The organism is Amycolatopsis sp. M39, assembly GCF_001651785.1.
Taxonomy (GTDB): domain Bacteria; phylum Actinomycetota; class Actinomycetes; order Mycobacteriales; family Pseudonocardiaceae; genus Amycolatopsis; species Amycolatopsis rubida.
Genome location: NZ_LWSF01000012.1, coordinates 161,866 through 177,962, shown reverse-complemented (window position 1 = coordinate 177,962; position 16,097 = coordinate 161,866). Strand labels below are relative to the sequence as shown.

The 16,097-nt window shown below is 70.8% G+C and carries 16 protein-coding genes; 9 read left to right on the top strand and 7 right to left on the bottom strand.

Features of this window, described 5'->3' with window-relative positions; all coding sequences use genetic code 11:
• Nucleotides 1-69: 69 nt before the first annotated feature.
• The 3 genes from A4R44_RS25300 to A4R44_RS25290 form a co-directional block, all read right to left on the bottom strand.
• On the bottom strand, nt 70-1,005 hold the full coding sequence (locus A4R44_RS25300; RefSeq protein WP_067585626.1) for a ParA family protein: 936 nt from the start codon (nt 1,003-1,005) through the stop codon (nt 70-72).
• Nucleotides 1,006-1,067: 62 nt separating this feature from the next.
• Nucleotides 1,068-1,859: a thioesterase family protein gene (locus tag A4R44_RS25295; protein ID WP_067585623.1), complete on the bottom strand. Its 792-nt coding sequence runs from the start codon at nt 1,857-1,859 to the stop codon at nt 1,068-1,070.
• Nucleotides 1,859-2,749 carry a RecB family exonuclease gene (locus A4R44_RS25290; protein WP_067585620.1) on the bottom strand — a complete coding sequence of 297 codons (891 nt, stop codon included), beginning with the start codon at nt 2,747-2,749 and terminating at the stop codon, nt 1,859-1,861. Before A4R44_RS25290 ends, A4R44_RS25295 begins: the two co-directional genes overlap by 1 nt.
• Before the next feature lie 249 nt (nt 2,750-2,998).
• On the opposite strand from A4R44_RS25290, the gene A4R44_RS25285 reads away from it, so the two are divergent.
• The 4 genes from A4R44_RS25285 to A4R44_RS25270 all read left to right on the top strand — a co-directional run bounded on the left by A4R44_RS25285 (nt 2,999) and on the right by A4R44_RS25270 (nt 7,207).
• Nucleotides 2,999-3,736 (top strand): helix-turn-helix domain-containing protein, encoded by a 738-nt coding sequence (locus A4R44_RS25285; protein WP_067585617.1) that lies wholly within the window; start codon nt 2,999-3,001, stop codon nt 3,734-3,736.
• A gap of 119 nt (nt 3,737-3,855) precedes the next feature.
• The gene (locus tag A4R44_RS25280; RefSeq protein ID WP_067585706.1) at nt 3,856-5,001 is read left to right on the top strand and encodes a 4-hydroxybenzoate 3-monooxygenase; all 1,146 of its coding nucleotides are present in this window, start codon (nt 3,856-3,858) and stop codon (nt 4,999-5,001) included.
• A 157-nt stretch (nt 5,002-5,158) separates the two neighbouring features.
• The gene (locus A4R44_RS25275; protein ID WP_067585615.1) at nt 5,159-6,295 is read left to right on the top strand and encodes a M50 family metallopeptidase; all 1,137 of its coding nucleotides are present in this window, start codon (nt 5,159-5,161) and stop codon (nt 6,293-6,295) included.
• Between the two features lie 81 nt (nt 6,296-6,376).
• Nucleotides 6,377-7,207, top strand: coding sequence for a tRNA (adenine-N1)-methyltransferase (locus A4R44_RS25270; RefSeq protein ID WP_067585613.1), 831 nt, complete (start codon nt 6,377-6,379; stop codon nt 7,205-7,207).
• On the opposite strand, the gene A4R44_RS25265 is transcribed toward A4R44_RS25270, so the two are convergent.
• Together A4R44_RS25265 and A4R44_RS25260 are read right to left on the bottom strand one after the other, a co-directional pair.
• Complete coding sequence (locus A4R44_RS25265; RefSeq protein ID WP_067585610.1) at nt 7,204-7,662, bottom strand: hypothetical protein; 459 nt, start codon at nt 7,660-7,662, stop codon at nt 7,204-7,206. The genes A4R44_RS25270 and A4R44_RS25265 overlap by 4 nt on opposite strands.
• Nucleotides 7,663-8,565 carry a hypothetical protein gene (locus A4R44_RS25260; RefSeq protein ID WP_067585606.1) on the bottom strand — a complete coding sequence of 301 codons (903 nt, stop codon included), beginning with the start codon at nt 8,563-8,565 and terminating at the stop codon, nt 7,663-7,665.
• Between the two features lie 338 nt (nt 8,566-8,903).
• Between A4R44_RS25260 and arc the strand changes: the two genes are divergently transcribed.
• The gene (arc, locus tag A4R44_RS25250) at nt 8,904-10,706 is read left to right on the top strand and encodes a proteasome ATPase (protein WP_067585601.1); all 1,803 of its coding nucleotides are present in this window, start codon (nt 8,904-8,906) and stop codon (nt 10,704-10,706) included.
• Between the two features lie 56 nt (nt 10,707-10,762).
• On the opposite strand, the gene A4R44_RS25245 is transcribed toward arc, so the two are convergent.
• Nucleotides 10,763-11,668, bottom strand: coding sequence for a DMT family transporter (locus A4R44_RS25245; RefSeq protein ID WP_067585598.1), 906 nt, complete (start codon nt 11,666-11,668; stop codon nt 10,763-10,765).
• Between the two features lie 120 nt (nt 11,669-11,788).
• Between A4R44_RS25245 and A4R44_RS25240 the strand changes: the two genes are divergently transcribed.
• The 3 genes from A4R44_RS25240 to A4R44_RS25230 all read left to right on the top strand — a co-directional run bounded on the left by A4R44_RS25240 (nt 11,789) and on the right by A4R44_RS25230 (nt 13,834).
• The gene (locus tag A4R44_RS25240; RefSeq protein WP_067585595.1) at nt 11,789-12,127 is read left to right on the top strand and encodes a hypothetical protein; all 339 of its coding nucleotides are present in this window, start codon (nt 11,789-11,791) and stop codon (nt 12,125-12,127) included.
• A 95-nt stretch (nt 12,128-12,222) separates the two neighbouring features.
• A complete protein-coding gene (locus tag A4R44_RS25235) occupies nt 12,223-13,146 on the top strand; it encodes an aldo/keto reductase (RefSeq protein ID WP_095213592.1) in 924 nt (307 codons plus the stop codon).
• A 70-nt stretch (nt 13,147-13,216) separates the two neighbouring features.
• Complete coding sequence (locus tag A4R44_RS25230; RefSeq protein WP_067585592.1) at nt 13,217-13,834, top strand: hypothetical protein; 618 nt, start codon at nt 13,217-13,219, stop codon at nt 13,832-13,834.
• Nucleotides 13,835-13,990: 156 nt separating this feature from the next.
• Here A4R44_RS25230 and A4R44_RS25225 read toward each other — a convergent pair whose 3' ends face one another.
• Nucleotides 13,991-14,512, bottom strand: coding sequence for an NUDIX domain-containing protein (locus A4R44_RS25225; RefSeq protein WP_067585588.1), 522 nt, complete (start codon nt 14,510-14,512; stop codon nt 13,991-13,993).
• A 40-nt stretch (nt 14,513-14,552) separates the two neighbouring features.
• Between A4R44_RS25225 and dop the strand changes: the two genes are divergently transcribed.
• Complete coding sequence (gene dop / locus A4R44_RS25220) at nt 14,553-16,055, top strand: depupylase/deamidase Dop (protein WP_067585586.1); 1,503 nt, start codon at nt 14,553-14,555, stop codon at nt 16,053-16,055.
• Nucleotides 16,056-16,097 lie beyond the last annotated feature (42 nt).

Here is a 16,097-nt window from a genome sequence, read left to right as displayed (position 1 = left end):
CGGCTCCGCCGCGGCGGAGCCGCCTCCGGCCCGATCCCGCGTTGGTGTTGAGTCCGAAGTGGACAGTCTTCAGCGCGGGCGGTTCGGGCGCTTCGGCATCAGGTCGTACAGCTTCTTGCGCGCGCCGTTGTCGTTGACGTTGCGGGCTACCGCGACCTCGGAGATGAAGTCCTCGAAGACGAACTCGTCGTCGGCGGGAACCTCGGTGGGGCCGGGGTTTTGCGCCAGGTAGCCGTCCAGGGTTTCGGCGATTTCCCGGAACGACACCGCCTGGATGGTTTCCGGGGCGAACGTCGTGACCGGGACGCCGTGGGCCGCTGCCTCGTTCATCACGACGCCCAGCGGGACGTGCGAGAGCATGGGGACGCCGAAGGAGTACATCTCCTGAAGCGCGGCCGCGGCGTAGTGCGAAATGGGCCGCCGGTAGAGGCCGGGGACGATGCCGAACCACGAGATCGGGGCGCGGCCGGTGGTTTGTTCGACGTAGCGGACCTGTTCCGACAGCAGGCGCAGGGCCCGGATGCTCGTTTTGTCCGGCTGGACCGGCACCAGGATCCCGTGCGAGGCCGCCAGCGCGTTGTTCGTCAGCACGTCCTGGGCGGGCGGGCAGTCGATGATCACGTGGTCGTAGTGCGCGAACTGGATCACCCGCGCCAGCTGCCAGCCGGGCACCCGGAACTGGTCCAGCCTGCGGATCAGGTCGAACATCCCCGGCGACGTCGGGATCACGTCGAGCGCGCCGCCGCGGCCCAGGTTGCTGCGCGGATGCGGCACGGCCAGCTGCTCGATCGGGCCCTTCCACAGCTTGGTCAGCGCCTTCGCCAGGCTCGGCGCGTCCGCCGGGACCTCGTCCAGGCCGAGCATCTCGGTCGTCGCGTGCCCCTGCGGGTCGAGGTCGACGAGCAGCACCCGCCTGCCGCGTTCGGCGAGGGCCGCCGCCGCGCCCACGCTCAGCGAGGTTTTGCCCACCCCGCCCTTCTGGTTGACCACCGAGGTGATCTGCATGCCGGAGCGCTCCCTTGTCGGTCGTTCCGCGAAGGCTATCGGACTTGCCCGCCGCGGCGCGCTCATCCGCCCCCGGCCTGTCGCGGACGCACCAGCAAAGCCTGCGCGCCGGTGCCGACCGGACCGGAACGATCGTGCAGCGTACTGCTCGCCGTGCCGATCCCGTGCGGCCCGACCAGCGTGACCGCGTCAAGCCCGATCCACTCGCCCTCGGGGATCCGGCGCAGGTGCACGGTGAGTTCCGAGTTGATGAACCACCACTGCGCCGCCGGCAGGAAGTGCGACACCCCGTTGCCGGAGTCGGCGATGGCGAACAGCCGCTGCAGGCCCGTCGGCTCCTCACCGTCGACCAGCGGATACCGCTGCCGCGCCCACACCGCGGCCGGGCCCGGAGCGGAGATCGCGCCGCGGACCGAACGCCATTCGATCGCGTGCAGGTAACCGCCCTGCCAGTCCTCCGGGAAGGCCGCTTCGCTGCCCGCGTCGGCCGCGGGCAGCAGCGGACCGCCGTCGGTGGCGATCTCGGCGGTGTCGGACGTCGCGATCCGCCACCCGGACGCCCGCGCGACCGCCCGGCCGTTCGCGGACAGCTCGGACTGGACCAATTCGACCGTCCGGCCCGGCCGCTCGATCCACGACCGCTGCTCCAGCTCGCCCACCGGAGCCGGGCCGAGGATTTCGACCGTGACCCGGGCCAGCTGCGCCGGACGCGTCGACTCCAGCCGTTCGAGCCCGCGCACCAGCAGCGCCGAGGGCGGGCCGAAATGCTGCGCGCCGGGACTCCACGGGCCGCTGGTGTGTTCAGTCGCCTCGTACCGCTCGCCGCCGAGCGGGAGGAAGAACGCGTCGCCCATCAGTCGGCCCGGTCCAGGGCCGTCTCCTCGCCCGGATCCGGCTCGGGCCAGCCCGGATACTCCGGCGGCGTCCCGCCGAACTCCGGGCAATGCGCCTGGTGGTCGCACCACGAGCACAGCCTGCCCTTGTTCGGCCGGAAATCGCCGGTCTTGCCCGCCTTCAGGATCGCCTGCCAGATCGCCTCCAGCGTGCGCTCGAACCGGACCAGCTCGGCCTCGTCCGGCGTGTAGGCCAGCGACTGGCCGTCGGTCAGGTACATCAGCTTCAGCTGCCGCGGGACGACCCCGCGCAACCGCCACAGCACCAGCGCGTAGAACTTCATCTGGAACAGTGCTTTGGCCTCGCCGATTTCCCGCGGGGCAGCGCCGGTTTTGTAGTCCACGACCCGGATTTCGCCGGTCGGCGCGACGTCCACCCGGTCGATGTACCCGCGCAGCAGCACACCCGAGCCCAGCTCGATCTCGACGTGCAGCTCGCACGCCTCCGGCTCCAGCCGTCGCGGATCTTCCAGCTCGAAGTACGAATCAAGCAGCTTTTCGGCCGAGGCCAGCCACTTGTCGGTCTCCCCGGGTTCGCCGCCCGCGAACAGCTCCGTCCACTCCGGACTGTCGCCGGACAGCTCGGTCCAGGTCGGCGCGAGCAGCTCTTTCGCCCGCGGCGCGACGCGTTCGGCGGCGGGCAGCGCGAAAAGCCGCTCCAGAACCGCGTGGACGAGCGTGCCGCGCAGCTGCGCCCGGGTGGGCGCCTCCGGCAGCCGGTCGACCGCGCGGAACCGGTAGAGCAGCGGGCACTGCTTGAAGTCGCTCGCCCGGGACGGCGACAACGCGGGCCGCCTCCTGGCAGGCGCGTCGGCCCCGGGAGGGGTGGTGACCGTGGCGGTGTCGGACATGGGGCAGAGCGTAACGCCGGGCACCGACAATTGTGTCGGCCCCGCCTTCGGCGGGGCGGCGGGATCGCCTTCAAGTCGGCGTGCGGAGGGGCAGCGCGCCCGGCCTGGGGGCCGGGCACGCTGCCCCTCCGCACGCCGACGCGATCCCGCGTTGGGGTCGGGTCGGGGGGTGGCTGGGTGCGGGTGGCTGGGCGGGCGGGGGGCGTGTCGTGCGTGGGTAGGGTTGGTTGGGTGGGGGAGCCGGGCGGGATGACGCCGCAGGGGGCGGGGTGGCTGCCGGGCGGGTTCCGGATGGGGAGTCATTCCCATCCGGGCGGGCAGCTGGTTTACGCGGCCAGCGGGGTGTTCGCCACCACCACCGAGTTCGGGACCTGGGTCGCGCCTGCCGACCGCGTCACGTGGACTCCGCCGGGGTTCGAGCATTCCCACCGGTTCTACGGGCGCACCGACACGCGGATCCTCGCCGTTCCCTTCGAGGAGTGCGGGGCGTTGGCCCGGCAGCCTTGCGTGTTCGCGGTGTCGCCGTTGTCGCGGGCCGGCATTCTGGCGTTGACCGGCGAAAAGGAGCGGTCGGCCGAGGCGGCGCGGCGGGTGCGGGCGGTGGTGCTCGACGAGCTGAGGGAGGTTCCGGGGGAGCCGCTGCATCTTCCGGAGCCGCGGGACGACCGGTTGCGGGCCGTCACCGAGCTGCTGCACGAGGATCCCGGGCGGGAGGAGACCCTGGCCGGGCTGGGGCGGGCGGCGGGGGCCAGCGAGCGGACGCTCAGCCGGTTGTTCCATGCCGATCTCGGCATGAGTTTTCAGCGGTGGCGCACGGTGCTGCGGATCCACCACGCGTTGTTCCGGCTCGCCGAAGGCGAATCGGTGACGGACACGGCGATCGCGTGCGGGTGGTCGAATCCGTCGGCGTTCATCGGCGCGTTCACGGCGGTGGTCGGGCAGACGCCGGGGCGATACCAGGCGGGACTGCGCGGCCGCGGCGAGTAGCGGGCGCAAGTTGGCGGGTTTTCGTGATCGGGCGCCCGATGCCTGGTGGCCGCCGCTGCGGGACCGGGAAGAAAGTGGTGATCATCCAGTTCACCAGCACTCTTTCCGGGGAAGGAAACATGACACAGGCAGACGGGAAAACCACCGTGGTCATCGTGGGCGGCGGGGTGGCCGGGCTCGCGCTCGGCACGTTTCTTCTCCGCAGCGGGATCCCTTGCACGGTCTTGGAAAAGAACAGCCGCGAGTACGTCGAGCAGCGGCAGAGAGCCGGATCCCTCGACGGCCGCGGCGTGCGGACGCTGCACGACTGGGGAGTCGGCGAGGCCGTCGAGGGACACGGCGGCGGGCCGTCCGACGTCGTCCTGCCGCTGATCGTCCACGGCGAGAAGCGCGCCTGGCGGATGGACTCCGGCGAGGACGGCGCGGGCGCGTTCGTCCCGCAGCAGGTGCTCGTCCGGAACCTCGTCCGGATCTTCCTCCGCGACGGCGGCGACCTCAGGTTCGAGGCGGCGGACGTCACGCTGGAAAAGCTCGGCACCGAACAACCCAGGGTGCGCTACCGGGACGGCGAGGGTGCCAAGGCGATCGACTGCGCGTTCGTCGCCGGCGCCGACGGCTTCCACGGCGTCAGCCGGACGGCGATCCCGGACGGATTCCTGACGTGCCACAGCCACGAGTTCGGATACGCCTGGCTGACTGTCATGGCGGAAGTGCCCGCCGATCCGCTGGCCGTGATGGCAGTGCATGCCCGGGGCTTCGCTGCGCAGATCACCCGCGGGCCGGACGCGAGCCGGATCTATCTGCAGTGTCCGGTCGACGACACCGCCGGTGACTGGCCGGACGAGCGTGTCTGGGACGAACTCGGCACCCGGCTCGCCGCGCCGGTGCCGCGCGGGCCGATCGCGACGAAGCAGGTGGTGCCGCTGCGCGGGGTCGTGTTCAGCCCGATGCGCTACGGCAGGCTGTGCCTTCTCGGGGACGCGGCGCACCTCATTTCGCCGATGAGCGCGGAGGGAATGAGCCTCGCGCTGCACGACGCGGAGGTGCTCGCGCACGCGCTCGTCCATCAGGTGGCGAAGGACGATCCGAGCTTGCTGGAGAGCTACTCGGACACCTGTCTGGCGCATGTCTGGGAACGGCAGGCGTCGGCGGTCTGGATGACTGACGCGATGCACGACTCGGGCGACGCGTCCTATCGCGGGGAGTTCCGGAAGCAGGTAGCGCTGGCGAATCTGGAAAACCTCGTCCAGCCGCGATCCGCCTGACCCGGCTGGGTCCGTGAAGGAGGCCTTGAGGGAACCTGATTCCCCGAAGGAGTCCTTCACGGACGTTCGCGGACCGAGGCCGGGGCGAGACCGACACCACCCGTCCGGGGGGACCGGGTCACCGGCTTCCCACACGCGGCCCCCTACGCTGTCCGGCATGGCCGCGACCCGTCAGCACGGCGCCGGGCCCGCCCGGCGCGCCGGCGGGGACGGCGGCCTGCTGCTGTTCCGGGTCGGCGGGGTGCCCGTTTTGCTCGCCCCGTCGTGGTGGATCGGCTCGCTGATCATCGTGGTGCTCTACGCGCCGCTGGTCGGGCGGCTCCTGCCGGACGTTTCGACGCCGACGGCGTGGCTGCTCGCCGCCGCGTTCGCGGTGCTGCTCGGGCTTTCCGTGCTCGCGCACGAACTCGGGCACTGCCTCGTCGCGCTGCGGCTGGGGATCCCGGTCCGGCGGCTGCGGCTGTTCCTTCTCGGCGGACTGTCCGAAGTGGCCCGTACGCCGCGCCGGCCGGGTCAGGAAGGGCTCGTCGCCGCGGCGGGGCCCGCGGTTTCGCTGGTGCTGGGCGGGTTCTGTTCGCTGCTGCTGTTCGCGGTGCCGCCCGACGGTGCGGTGTGGCTGCTCGTCGCGGAGTGCGCGGTGGCCAACTTCGCGGTCGGCTTCTTCAACCTGCTGCCGGGATTGCCGCTGGACGGCGGACGGCTCGTGCGCGCCGGGGTCTGGGCGATGACCGGGTTGCGGGCCAAGGGGACCCGGGCCGCGGTCGCGGGCGGGGCGCTGGTCGCGACCGGGCTGATCGTCTGGGCGCTGCTCGGGTTGGCGATGCAGAGCCCGGACCGCTGGCTCCGGCTCGGGGTGTGCGTGGTGACGGCGTGGTTCGTGATCCTCGGTGCCCGCTCCGNGCGCGGCTGGCCTGCCGGGCTGGAACTGTCCGATTTGGTGCGTCCGGTCTTGCAGCTGCCCGCGGAAAGCCCGGTATCGGACGCGTTGGCGGCCTCGGCGGGACGTGGCGTCGTGCTGGTGCGCGCGGACGGCGTCGCGGCGGGCTTGCTCGACGAGCAAGCCGCGCACCAGCTGGCGAGCGTCAGCCCGCACGCGCCCGCCGAGCAAGCGGCCGAGCCGATCCGGGCGGAGACTGTGCTGCTGGCGTCGGAGCCGGGGGAGGAGATCGCCGAGCGCGTGCGCGAGACGCCTGCCTGGCAGTTCCTCGTGGTCGACGACGAAGGCCGTCCCGCGGGCGTGTTGCGCCGGGAAGACCTGCGGACCGCGCTGATGCAGGGCCGTCGCGCTCAGTGACGGGCACCCGCGCACGACGGGCGCGGGACGACCTGCGAGGATTCGACGTCGGCGTTCCGGGTTTCGCAGTGGAGGAAGAAGTTGTCGGTCAGCGGACCGTTTCGTGCAGGTGACCGGGTTCAGCTGACGGACTCGAAAGGCAGGCACTACACCCTTACGCTCGCCGACGGCGGCGAGTACCACACGCATCGCGGCGCCCTCGCGCACGACGACCTCATCGGCCGTCCCGAGGGCAGCGTGGTCACTTCGGCCGGCGGCAGCACGTATCTCGCGCTGCGGCCGCTGCTGCCGGACTACGTGCTGTCGATGCCGCGCGGCGCGCAGGTGATCTATCCCAAGGACGCCGCGCAGATCGTGATGTGGGGCGACATTTTCCCCGGCGCCCGCGTCCTGGAAGCCGGTGCCGGTTCGGGTGCGCTCACCTGCTCGCTGCTGCGCGCGGTCGGCTCGGCGGGGCAGGTGTTCTCCTACGAAATCCGCGACGACCACGCGGAGCACGCCGAGCGCAACGTCGTGAAGTTCTTCGGCGAGAAGCCGGGCAACTGGACGCTCACCGTCGCGGATCTGGCCACGCACACCGGCGAGGTCGACCGGGTCGTGCTGGACATGCTCGCGCCGTGGGACCAGTTGCCGAACGTCGCCGAGCACCTGGTGCCCGGCGGGGTGCTGACCGTCTACGTCGCCACCGTGACCCAGCTGTCGCGCGTCACGGAATCGCTGCGGGAACAGCAGTGCTGGACCGAGCCGGAGTCGTGGGAGACGCTGATGCGGCCCTGGCACGTCGTCGGCCTCGCGGTGCGGCCGGACCACCGGATGGTCGCGCACACCGCTTTCCTGCTCACTGCCCGTCGTCTGGCGGACGGCACAGTGTCGCCGCGCGTTTCACGACGGCCCAGCAAGGGCAAAGGCTAACCAGGGACGCACCAACGGCCGTTCTCGCGCCGCAGCGGGAACGGCGTCTCCTTGTGCCCGCCGGTGCCTTCGACTCGGACGGTCACTGTGGCGTCGTCGCCCGCGATCGCCGGTTGTCCGGCCAGTGAGACGCGAAGCGGGCCGGCGGCGTCCCATGTGGCCTGGAGTTCCTTCAACGCGGCGGCAGTCTGCGGTTGGCAGGTGAGAGTGCCGAACGCGGCCGAGTCGGCGCGCGCTATCGCGTCGGCGAGAGTGCGCGCCAGCGTCGCGATCGCGGCCTGATCCGCCGCGGGCGCGGGAGCCGAGGACGTGCTGCTTCGCGACGGAGGCGGGGGAGCGGGCGGTTCCGAGGCGGTGCGGGCGGGCCCCGGCAGGCCGATCGAGACCAAGCCGAGGACGCCGCCCGCGACAACGACTGCGAGCAGGCCGAGTGCCGTGCCGAGCCGGCGTCTCACCTAGTGGTCCGTGCTGACCTTCCCGAGGCACCAGGCCCCGCCCTGGCGCAGGGCGGTCAGGGTGCCGTCGGCGGTCTTGCTGGACATGGTGACGTGGTACTTCACCGTCGCCTGGTCGCCGTTCTCCTGCGGGCTGCTGGTCAGCTCGAAGTGGATGCCCGAGGGCATCTTCTCGGTCGGTTTCTGGCCCTTGGTGAGGCTGGTGCAGAGCATCGAGTACAGCCCGTCGGTGTCGGAGCTGTTGTACGCCTCGGACGCGGCCTGGAACAGCTCGCCCGAGCTCGCCTTCGCACCGGACGCGGCCGGGTAGTCGCCGCTGCCCGAACCCGACGACGAGGTCGACGGGGACGACGACGAACTGTCGCCCGGGCCGCTGGACTGGGGGCCCGCGGCCGGAGCCGAGGACGATGCGGGCGGAGCGGCCGTCTTGTCGTCCTTCTTGCTGTCTCCGGTCAGCCAGATGACCAGGCCGGTCGCGCCGCCGAGGACGACCACCGCGGCGATCGCGATGCCGACGATCAGGCCGGTCTTCTTCTTTGTGGGCGGCTCCTCGCCGAACCCGCCGAACTGCCCGCCCGGCTGCTGCCCGAACGGCCCGCCGGGCTGGCCAGGCTGCCCGAACTGGCCGGGCTGCTGTCCGAACTGCCCGAACTGGCCCGGCTGCTGCCCGTACTGCTGGGGACCGCCCTGCTGCGGGTATCCGCCCTGGTAGGGGCCGCCCTGGCCGGGCGTGCCGGGGCCGGGCGCGGCCGGGAACCCGCCGGACTGCGGGCCCTGCGGCGGCTGCCCGCCCTGGTTCCATCCGCCCTGCTGAGGCTGCCCGTACTGCGGCTGGCCCCCGTACGGGTTCGGCTGCTGTCCGCCCTGGTCCCAGCCGCCGGGCTGCTGCGGCGGATAAGTCATCTCGGTTCCCCCTGCCGTGCTCGCGAAAGTCCAGGCCGCGCCGGAGCGCGGCCACCCGGGGATGCTAGCCAGCCGCGCGCCTTTCCGCGCAGTCAACCCGCAACTCGGGTTCGCGGACCGGCCGCGGCGGCATCCGCGGTGCGTCCAGTTCCGCGTTGCGGAAACCTGTGCGGAACGGATTCCCGTCCGCGGCACCGAATCGGCCGCTTGCGCTGCGCTCGCGGCCGTGCTTCGCCGGAAGAAAAAGCGCGACGCGCCGGTCTTGTGATGCGGAAAGGCCTTTTCTTGTCGGTGATCGCCGGTACCGTGGAATGAAAAGCACTCCGAGGAGGTGCCCGATGCATCATGACCTTCCCGGAGGTCGGCGCGAGGAGGCCGACCCTTCAGCAACCGGCGGAGCAGGGCAGACATCAGAGGAACAAGCCCGGCAGATCCGTTTTCTCGAGGAAGAAGTGGCGCTGCTGCGCCGCAGGCTCACCGATTCCCCGCGACAGAACCGCGTTCTCGAACAACGTCTCGCCGAGGCGTCGGAACGGGTGAGCCAGCTCACCGAGCGGAACACGAAACTCGTCGAAACCCTGCGCGAGGCGCGGGGTCAGCTGCTCGCCCTCCGCGAGGAGGTCGACCGGCTGGCCCAGCCGCCGAGCGGATACGGGGTGTTCGTCGAGGCGTACGAGGACAACACGGTGGACGTCTACACCGCGGGCCGCAAGATGCGCGTCTCGGTGTCGCCCGCGGTGGAGGTCTCGTCGCTGCGGCGCGGGCAGGCGTTGCGGCTCAACGAGGCGCTCACGGTCGTCGAAGGCGGCGATTTCGAGCGCACCGGCGAGGTGTGCGCGCTGCGCGAAGTGCTCGCACCGGAGGCCGAGGGCGGCGTCACGCGCGCCCTCGTGGTCGGGCACGCCGACGAGGAGCGGGTCGTCCTGCTGTCGGACCCGCTCGCCGAGCAGCCGCTCAAACCGGGCGATTCGCTCCTGGTGGACTCCAAGGCCGGCTACGCCTACGAGCGGGTGCCGAAGGCGGAGGTCGAGGACCTCGTGCTGGAGGAGGTGCCGGACGTCCGCTACGAGGACATCGGCGGCCTGACCCGGCAGATCGAGCAGATCCGCGACGCCGTGGAGCTGCCGTTCCTGCACGCGGACCTGTACGAGCAGTACCAGCTGCGCCCGCCGAAGGGCGTGCTGCTCTACGGCCCGCCGGGCTGCGGGAAGACGCTCATCGCGAAGGCGGTGGCGAACTCCCTGGCCAAGAAGGTGGCCGAGGCTCGCGGGGACAACGCGGACGGCAAGTCCTACTTCCTCAACATCAAGGGCCCGGAGCTGCTGAACAAGTTCGTCGGCGAGACCGAGCGGTCGATCCGGCTGATCTTCCAGCGGGCGCGGGAAAAGGCCTCCGAGGGCACCCCGGTCATCGTGTTCTTCGACGAGATGGACTCGATCTTCCGCACCCGCGGCTCGGGCGTGTCCTCCGACGTGGAGACCACGATCGTGCCGCAGCTGCTGTCGGAGATCGACGGCGTCGAGGGGCTGGAGAACGTCATCGTCATCGGCGCCTCCAACCGCGAGGACATGATCGACCCGGCGATCCTGCGGCCGGGGCGGCTCGACGTGAAGATCAAGATCGAGCGTCCGGACGCCGAGGGCGCGAAGGACATCTTCTCGAAGTACCTCGCCGAGGGCCTGCCGATCCACGCCGACGACCTGGCGGAGTTCGGCGGGGACCAGAAGGCGACCTTCGACGCGATGATCCAGCACACCGTCGAGCGGATGTACGAGGAGAGCGACGAGAACCGGTTCCTGGAGGTCACCTACGCCAACGGGGACAAGGAAATCCTGTACTTCCGCGACTTCAACTCGGGCGCGATGATCCAGAACATCGTGGACCGGGCGAAGAAGTCGGCGATCAAGTCGGTGCTGGAGACCCAGCAGCCCGGCCTGCGCGTGCAGCACCTGCTGGACGCGATCGTCGACGAGTTCGCGGAGAACGAGGACCTGCCCAACACCACCAACCCGGACGACTGGGCCCGGATCTCCGGCAAGAAGGGCGAGCGGATCGTCTACATCCGCACGCTCGTCACCGGCAAGAACCAGGAATCGGGGCGGGCGATCGACACCGCCACGAACACCGGTCAGTACCTGTAGGACAGTGCGAACACCGCGGGGCCGCCGGGATTCCTCCGGCGGCCCCGCGGCGCGTCTCAGACGCGTTCCAGGACCGGTTGCCGCGCCCGGGAAAGCCGACCGTGCGACGCCAGGATCCCGAGCACCACGAGCAGCGCTCCGACGGGTTCGTTCCAGTGCACCGGTTCGTCGAGGACCAGCACGCCGAGCAGCACCCCGACCACGGGAGTGAGGTAGGTCACAGCGGACGCGTTGGCGGCGCCCCAGGCGGCGGCGATGGCGGTGTTCCAGGTGTAGGCCACCCCGGTGCCGAGCACGCCGAGCGCCAGCATGGACAGCACCACGGCGAGGTTCAGGTGCACCGGTTGTGCCGCGATCACCGGCGCCGCGGCCAGCAGGACGACCGTGGCGAAACCGGTTTGCCCGAACGCGACGACGACCGGGTCCGGATCGCGGGGCGACACGAACTTCCGCAGATACACGAAAGCCAGGCCGTAGCAGGTGGTCGCGCCGAGGCAGGCCAGCTGGGCGAGGACCTCGTGACTGAGGTCGATGCCGCGCCAGACGCCGACCAGCGTGAGCACGCCGGCGAAGCCGATCAGCAGCCCGGCGGTTTTCGGCCGGGTGAGCCGTTCCGCGGGCAGGGCGGCCGCGGCGAACAGCATGGTCAGCAGGGGAGTGGTGGCGTTGAAGATGCTGGCGAGCCCGGAGGCCACGTACTGTTCGGCCCACGAGTACAACAGGAACGGGCCCACGCAGAACAGCAGCGAAACCACCGCGAGATGCGCCCACAACGCGGGATCGCGGGGGAGCGACCGTCTGCGCAGCACCAGGAACGCGCCGAGCGTCAACGCGCCCAGCGCGACCCGCGCGAGCGACACCTGAGCCGGCGACAGCCCCTCCAGGCCCACCTTGATGAACAGGAAACTCGCGCCCCACACGACGGCGAGCGCGACGAACCGGACGGCGATGCCGAACCTCACTGAACCTCCGAAACGACCAGCGGACTGCTCCGGCCAGTCAACTTTCACGCCACGCCCGGAGTCCAGCGGTTTTCGGACATCGCGTTCGACGTCGATGTATAACGCCCTATACTGCGCCGCGTGAGCACAGACACCACCCGCCCGCGCCCCCCGATCACCGAAGCCGACATCCTGGCCTGGCTCGAAACGACCGCGGCCGCCGTCCACGCCGGCGACCTCGACGCCAACGACCTGATCGACCTCCTGGGAGAACTGCGCCGCGCCTCCGCGGCCTGCGCCGACGCCTCCGACTGGGCACTCCTGGCCGCCCGCGAAGAAGGAGCCAGCCTCCGCCAGATCGCCCCGGTCTTCGGCAAAGGCTACGTCCGCGCACCCGCCGCCCGCCTCGAAAAACTCCACCGCCAAGCCCAAAACGCCAGCCAATGGCTCGCCATCCTCCGGCACAAACAAAGTGTATAACGACCTATACATCTGGCGAGGGGAAAGCACTCCACGCGGATTCGCCTGAGCTTTTCCGCTCAATTCCCGAACCCGGCACAGACAAGGGGATCCCGATGGACCGCATCGCGGTGGGGCTGGCCGCGCTCGGCCGTCCGGCATACATCAATCTGGGGCGCGACTTGCCCGCAGTGCGGGATGTGCCGTCGATGCGAGCCGCGACGCACGAGGTGCTCGACGCGGCGTACGCGGCGGGCGTCCGATGGGTCGACGTCGCGCGGTCTTACGGCCGTTCGGAGGAGTTTCTCGGCGGCTGGCTGACCGAACGCGGACACCGGGATGTCACTGTGTCCAGCAAGTGGGGTTACCGCTACGTGGGCGAGTGGCGGCTCGACGCGGACGTCCACGAGGTGAAGGAACACACGCTGCCGCGGTTTCGCGAACAGTGGGCGCAGACGCGGGACCTCCTGGCCGGGCACGTGCACCTGTACCAGGTCCATTCGCTCACTGTGGACAGTCCACTTTTCACTGATCCGGCGCTGATCGACGCGCTGGCCGGGCTTTCCGGCGACGGCGTCGAGGTCGGCTTCTCCACATCCGGACCGGCGCAGGCGGACGTGGTGCGCAGGGCGTTCGAGCTGGAATCGGCCGGGCAGCCGGTGTTCGCGTCGGTTCAGTCCACTTGGAACGTCTTCGAGCCGTCGGCGGGCCCGGCGCTGGCCGAAGCCAAAGCGGCCGGGAAACGGGTGCTGGTCAAGGAAACTCTCGCGAACGGACGGCTCGTCGCGGAGGCTCCGGAGCCGCTGCGGCGGATCGCCGGAGCACACGGTGCCGGCCCGGACGCGATCGCGGTGGCCGCGGTGCTCGGGCAGGAGTGGGCTCCGACTGCGGTGCTGGGTCCGTCGAGCCCGGTGCAGCTGGCGGCGAACCTTGCCGCGACGCGAGTGCGCCTCAGCGACGAGGACCGCGCTGTGCTGGGACAACTCGCGCAGGACGCGCGCGAGTACTGGGCGCATCGATCCCACCTCGGGTGGAGCTGAGCGATTGCATTACCCTCGGGGCCCAGCATGGCCCGGGGCGGACGGGCAACACTGAGCGCGGAGGGGCAACGTGCGTCGTCGGCAGGTGCCAGCAGTCGCGGTGCTGGTCGGGCTGGGCGCGCTGGCCGGGCTCGCCGGATGCGGCAACCGGCCCAACAATCTTGAGACCTACTACGACGATCCGGCTCCGGGCACGAGCGCTCCGGTCGCTCCGCCGGTGTCGCGGGCGGTCGCTCCGCCGGTCGTTTCCTCTTCGGCGGCACCGGACCCGCGGCGCGCGGAGGCGGCTTTGCTGTCCGATCCAGACGTTGCCGAGGAGGGTGTGGCTCCGGGTTCGGGCCGGGTTTCGGGGTGTCTGAGCGGGTTGGCCGCGGGCGAGCGCACGTCGGTGAGCTGGGTGTATCCGAGCGGTTCGGCGTTGACGCACGAGGTCACGGCGTACGCGGACCGCTCGGGCGAGGATGTCGTGGCGGGCACGCAGTGCGCGGGCGCTGAGGTGTCGCTGCCGCCGCAGCCGGGGATCGCCGTGCAGCGGGCATGGTGCGAGGGCTCGACGTGCGCGGTGCTGGTGGCAAAGGGGAATCTGGTGTCGGCGCTGAGCGTTGCGGCGAGCACGCCGGCGCGCGCACAGGACGCCGCGAAACGGTTGCTGCCGAAGGTGGTCGCGAAGCTGACCGCTCAGCCGTAGCGACGGCTTGCCTCTACTTCTTTTTGGGCACTGGACCGAAACGCGGGATCGCGTCGGCGTGCCGAGGAGCAGCGTGCCCGGCCCCCAGGCCGGGTGCGCTGCTCCTCGACACGCCGACTTAAAGGCGATCCCGCCGCGACGGCGAAGCCGACGCCATCAAACACCGTAACGCCGGAACCATTCCTGGACGCCCGCGCGGCCGTCGGGGATGAAGGGCGGTTCGGGTTCGGGAGCGAAGACCCAGGCGCGGAGTTCGTCGAGCGGGATCCAGCGTCCTTCGACGATTTCCTCGGCCTGCAGCCGGACCGGGCCGTCCCAGCGGACTTCGAAGGCGAAGTTGTGGCAGCGGATCGAGCCGTCGTCGTAGATTTTGGCGAACAGCGGTTCCGGTTCCACTCCGTGGACGCCGAGTTCTTCGGCGAGTTCGCGGCGCGCGCAGTCGGCGGGGGTTTCGCCCGCGGCGACGACTCCGCCCGCCCAGCAGTCCCAGGTGGAGGGGAAGGTGTCCTTGTCCGCCGTGCGGAGGTGCACGTAGACCGACCGGCCGTCGCCCGATCGGACGAGAACGACGCCGGCGGCGTGCCAGAGTCCCTCCGCCCGGACCCGGGAGCGGAGCGCCTCGCCGGTCGCGCGGCCCGCGTCGTCATAGAGGGCAACGAGTTCGTCACTGCCTGGCATGGGGGCATCCTCGCACGCGCCGAACCCGTAGGGTGGTGGCATGCGTCGGATCATGGGAACCGAAGTCGAGTACGGCATCGCCGTGCCCGGGGACGCCACGGCGAACCCGGTGCTCACCTCGACTCAGGTGGTGCTGGCCTACGCCGCGGCTGCGGACATCCCGAGGGCGCGCCGGGCGCGCTGGGACTACGAGGTGGAGTCGCCGTTGCGCGACGCGCGCGGGTTCGATCTCACCGGGCCGGGCGGGCCAGGGCACGACCCGGACGTCGAGGACCTCGGGGCGGCGAACGTCATCCTCACCAACGGTGCGCGGCTGTACGTGGACCACGCGCATCCGGAGTACTCCGCGCCGGAGGTCACGAACGCGCGGGATGCGGTGATCTGGGACAAAGCGGGCGAACGGGTGATGGAGGAGGCCGCGCTGAAGGCGGCCACCGTGCCGGGGCAGCCGCCGTTGCAGCTGTACAAGAACAACGTGGACGGCAAGGGCGCGAGCTACGGCACGCACGAGAACTACCTGATGCAGCGGTCGACGCCGTTCACCGCGGTGATCGGCGGGCTGACGCCGTTTTTCGCTTCGCGGCAGGTGATGTGCGGTTCGGGCCGGGTGGGGGTCGGGCAGCAGAGCGAGGAGGCGGGTTTCCAGCTTTCGCAGCGCTCGGACTACATCGAGGTCGAGGTCGGGCTGGAGACCACGCTCAAGCGCGGGATCATCAACACGCGCGACGAGCCGCACGCGGACGCGGACAAGTACCGGCGGCTGCACGTGATCATCGGGGACGCGAACCTGTCGGAGTACTCGACGTATCTGAAGGTCGGGACGACGGCGCTGGTGCTGGACCTGATCGAGGCCGGCGTGCGGTTCGACGACCTGAAGCTGGACGAGCCGGTGCGGGCGGTGCACAAGATCAGCCACGACCCGACGCTGAAGACGAAGGTCGAGCTGGCGAACGGGAAGAAGTTCACCGGGCTGGACCTGCAGTTCGCCTATCACGAGCTGGCGGCGGCGAACCTCGAGCGCACGGGCGCGGACGAGGCGTCGAAGGAAGTGCTGCGGGTGTGGGGCGAGGTGCTGGACGCGCTGGCGCGGGATCCGCAGGAGTGCGCGGACCGGCTGGACTGGCCCGCGAAGCTGCGGCTGCTGGAGGGGTACCGGGAGCGGGACCAGCTGGCCTGGGGCGCGCCGCGGCTGCGGCTGGTGGACCTGCAGTATTCGGACGTGCGGCTGGGGAAGGGCCTGTACAACCGGCTGGTGACGCGGGGTTCGATGAAGCGGCTGGTCACCGAGGAGGAGGTGCAGGCGGCGATCACGAATCCGCCGTCGGACACGCGCGCCTACTTCCGGGGCCGGGCGCTGGAGAAGTACGCGTCGTCGATCGCGGCGGCGTCGTGGGATTCGGTGATTTTCGACGTGGGCCGGGAGTCGCTGGTGCGGATCCCGACGCTGGAGCCGTTGCGGGGGACGAAGGCGCACGTCGGGAAGCTGCTGGACGCGGCGGCGACGGCGGAGGAGCTGGTGGAGGCGATCACCGGTTCGGACTAGCGCGATCCCGGCGTTTCGGGTCGAGGGAAGGCCCTTTTCGTC

Excerpts from the sequence above, each read along its gene's own strand:
- A4R44_RS25300 (WP_067585626.1), bottom strand. The coding sequence starts at position 1,005 with ATGCAGATCACCTCGGTGGTCAACCAGAAGGGCGGGGTGGGCAAAACC.
- A4R44_RS25295 (WP_067585623.1), bottom strand. The coding sequence starts at position 1,859 with ATGGGCGACGCGTTCTTCCTCCCGCTCGGCGGCGAGCGGTACGAGGCG.
- A4R44_RS25290 (WP_067585620.1), bottom strand. The coding sequence starts at position 2,749 with ATGTCCGACACCGCCACGGTCACCACCCCTCCCGGGGCCGACGCGCCT.
- A4R44_RS25285 (WP_067585617.1), top strand. The coding sequence starts at position 2,999 with ATGACGCCGCAGGGGGCGGGGTGGCTGCCGGGCGGGTTCCGGATGGGG.
- A4R44_RS25280 (WP_067585706.1), top strand. The coding sequence starts at position 3,856 with ATGACACAGGCAGACGGGAAAACCACCGTGGTCATCGTGGGCGGCGGG.
- A4R44_RS25260 (WP_067585606.1), bottom strand. The coding sequence starts at position 8,565 with ATGACTTATCCGCCGCAGCAGCCCGGCGGCTGGGACCAGGGCGGACAG.
- arc (WP_067585601.1), top strand. The coding sequence starts at position 8,904 with ATGCATCATGACCTTCCCGGAGGTCGGCGCGAGGAGGCCGACCCTTCA.
- A4R44_RS25235 (WP_095213592.1), top strand. The coding sequence starts at position 12,223 with ATGGACCGCATCGCGGTGGGGCTGGCCGCGCTCGGCCGTCCGGCATAC.
- A4R44_RS25225 (WP_067585588.1), bottom strand. The coding sequence starts at position 14,512 with ATGCCAGGCAGTGACGAACTCGTTGCCCTCTATGACGACGCGGGCCGC.
- dop (WP_067585586.1), top strand. The coding sequence starts at position 14,553 with ATGCGTCGGATCATGGGAACCGAAGTCGAGTACGGCATCGCCGTGCCC.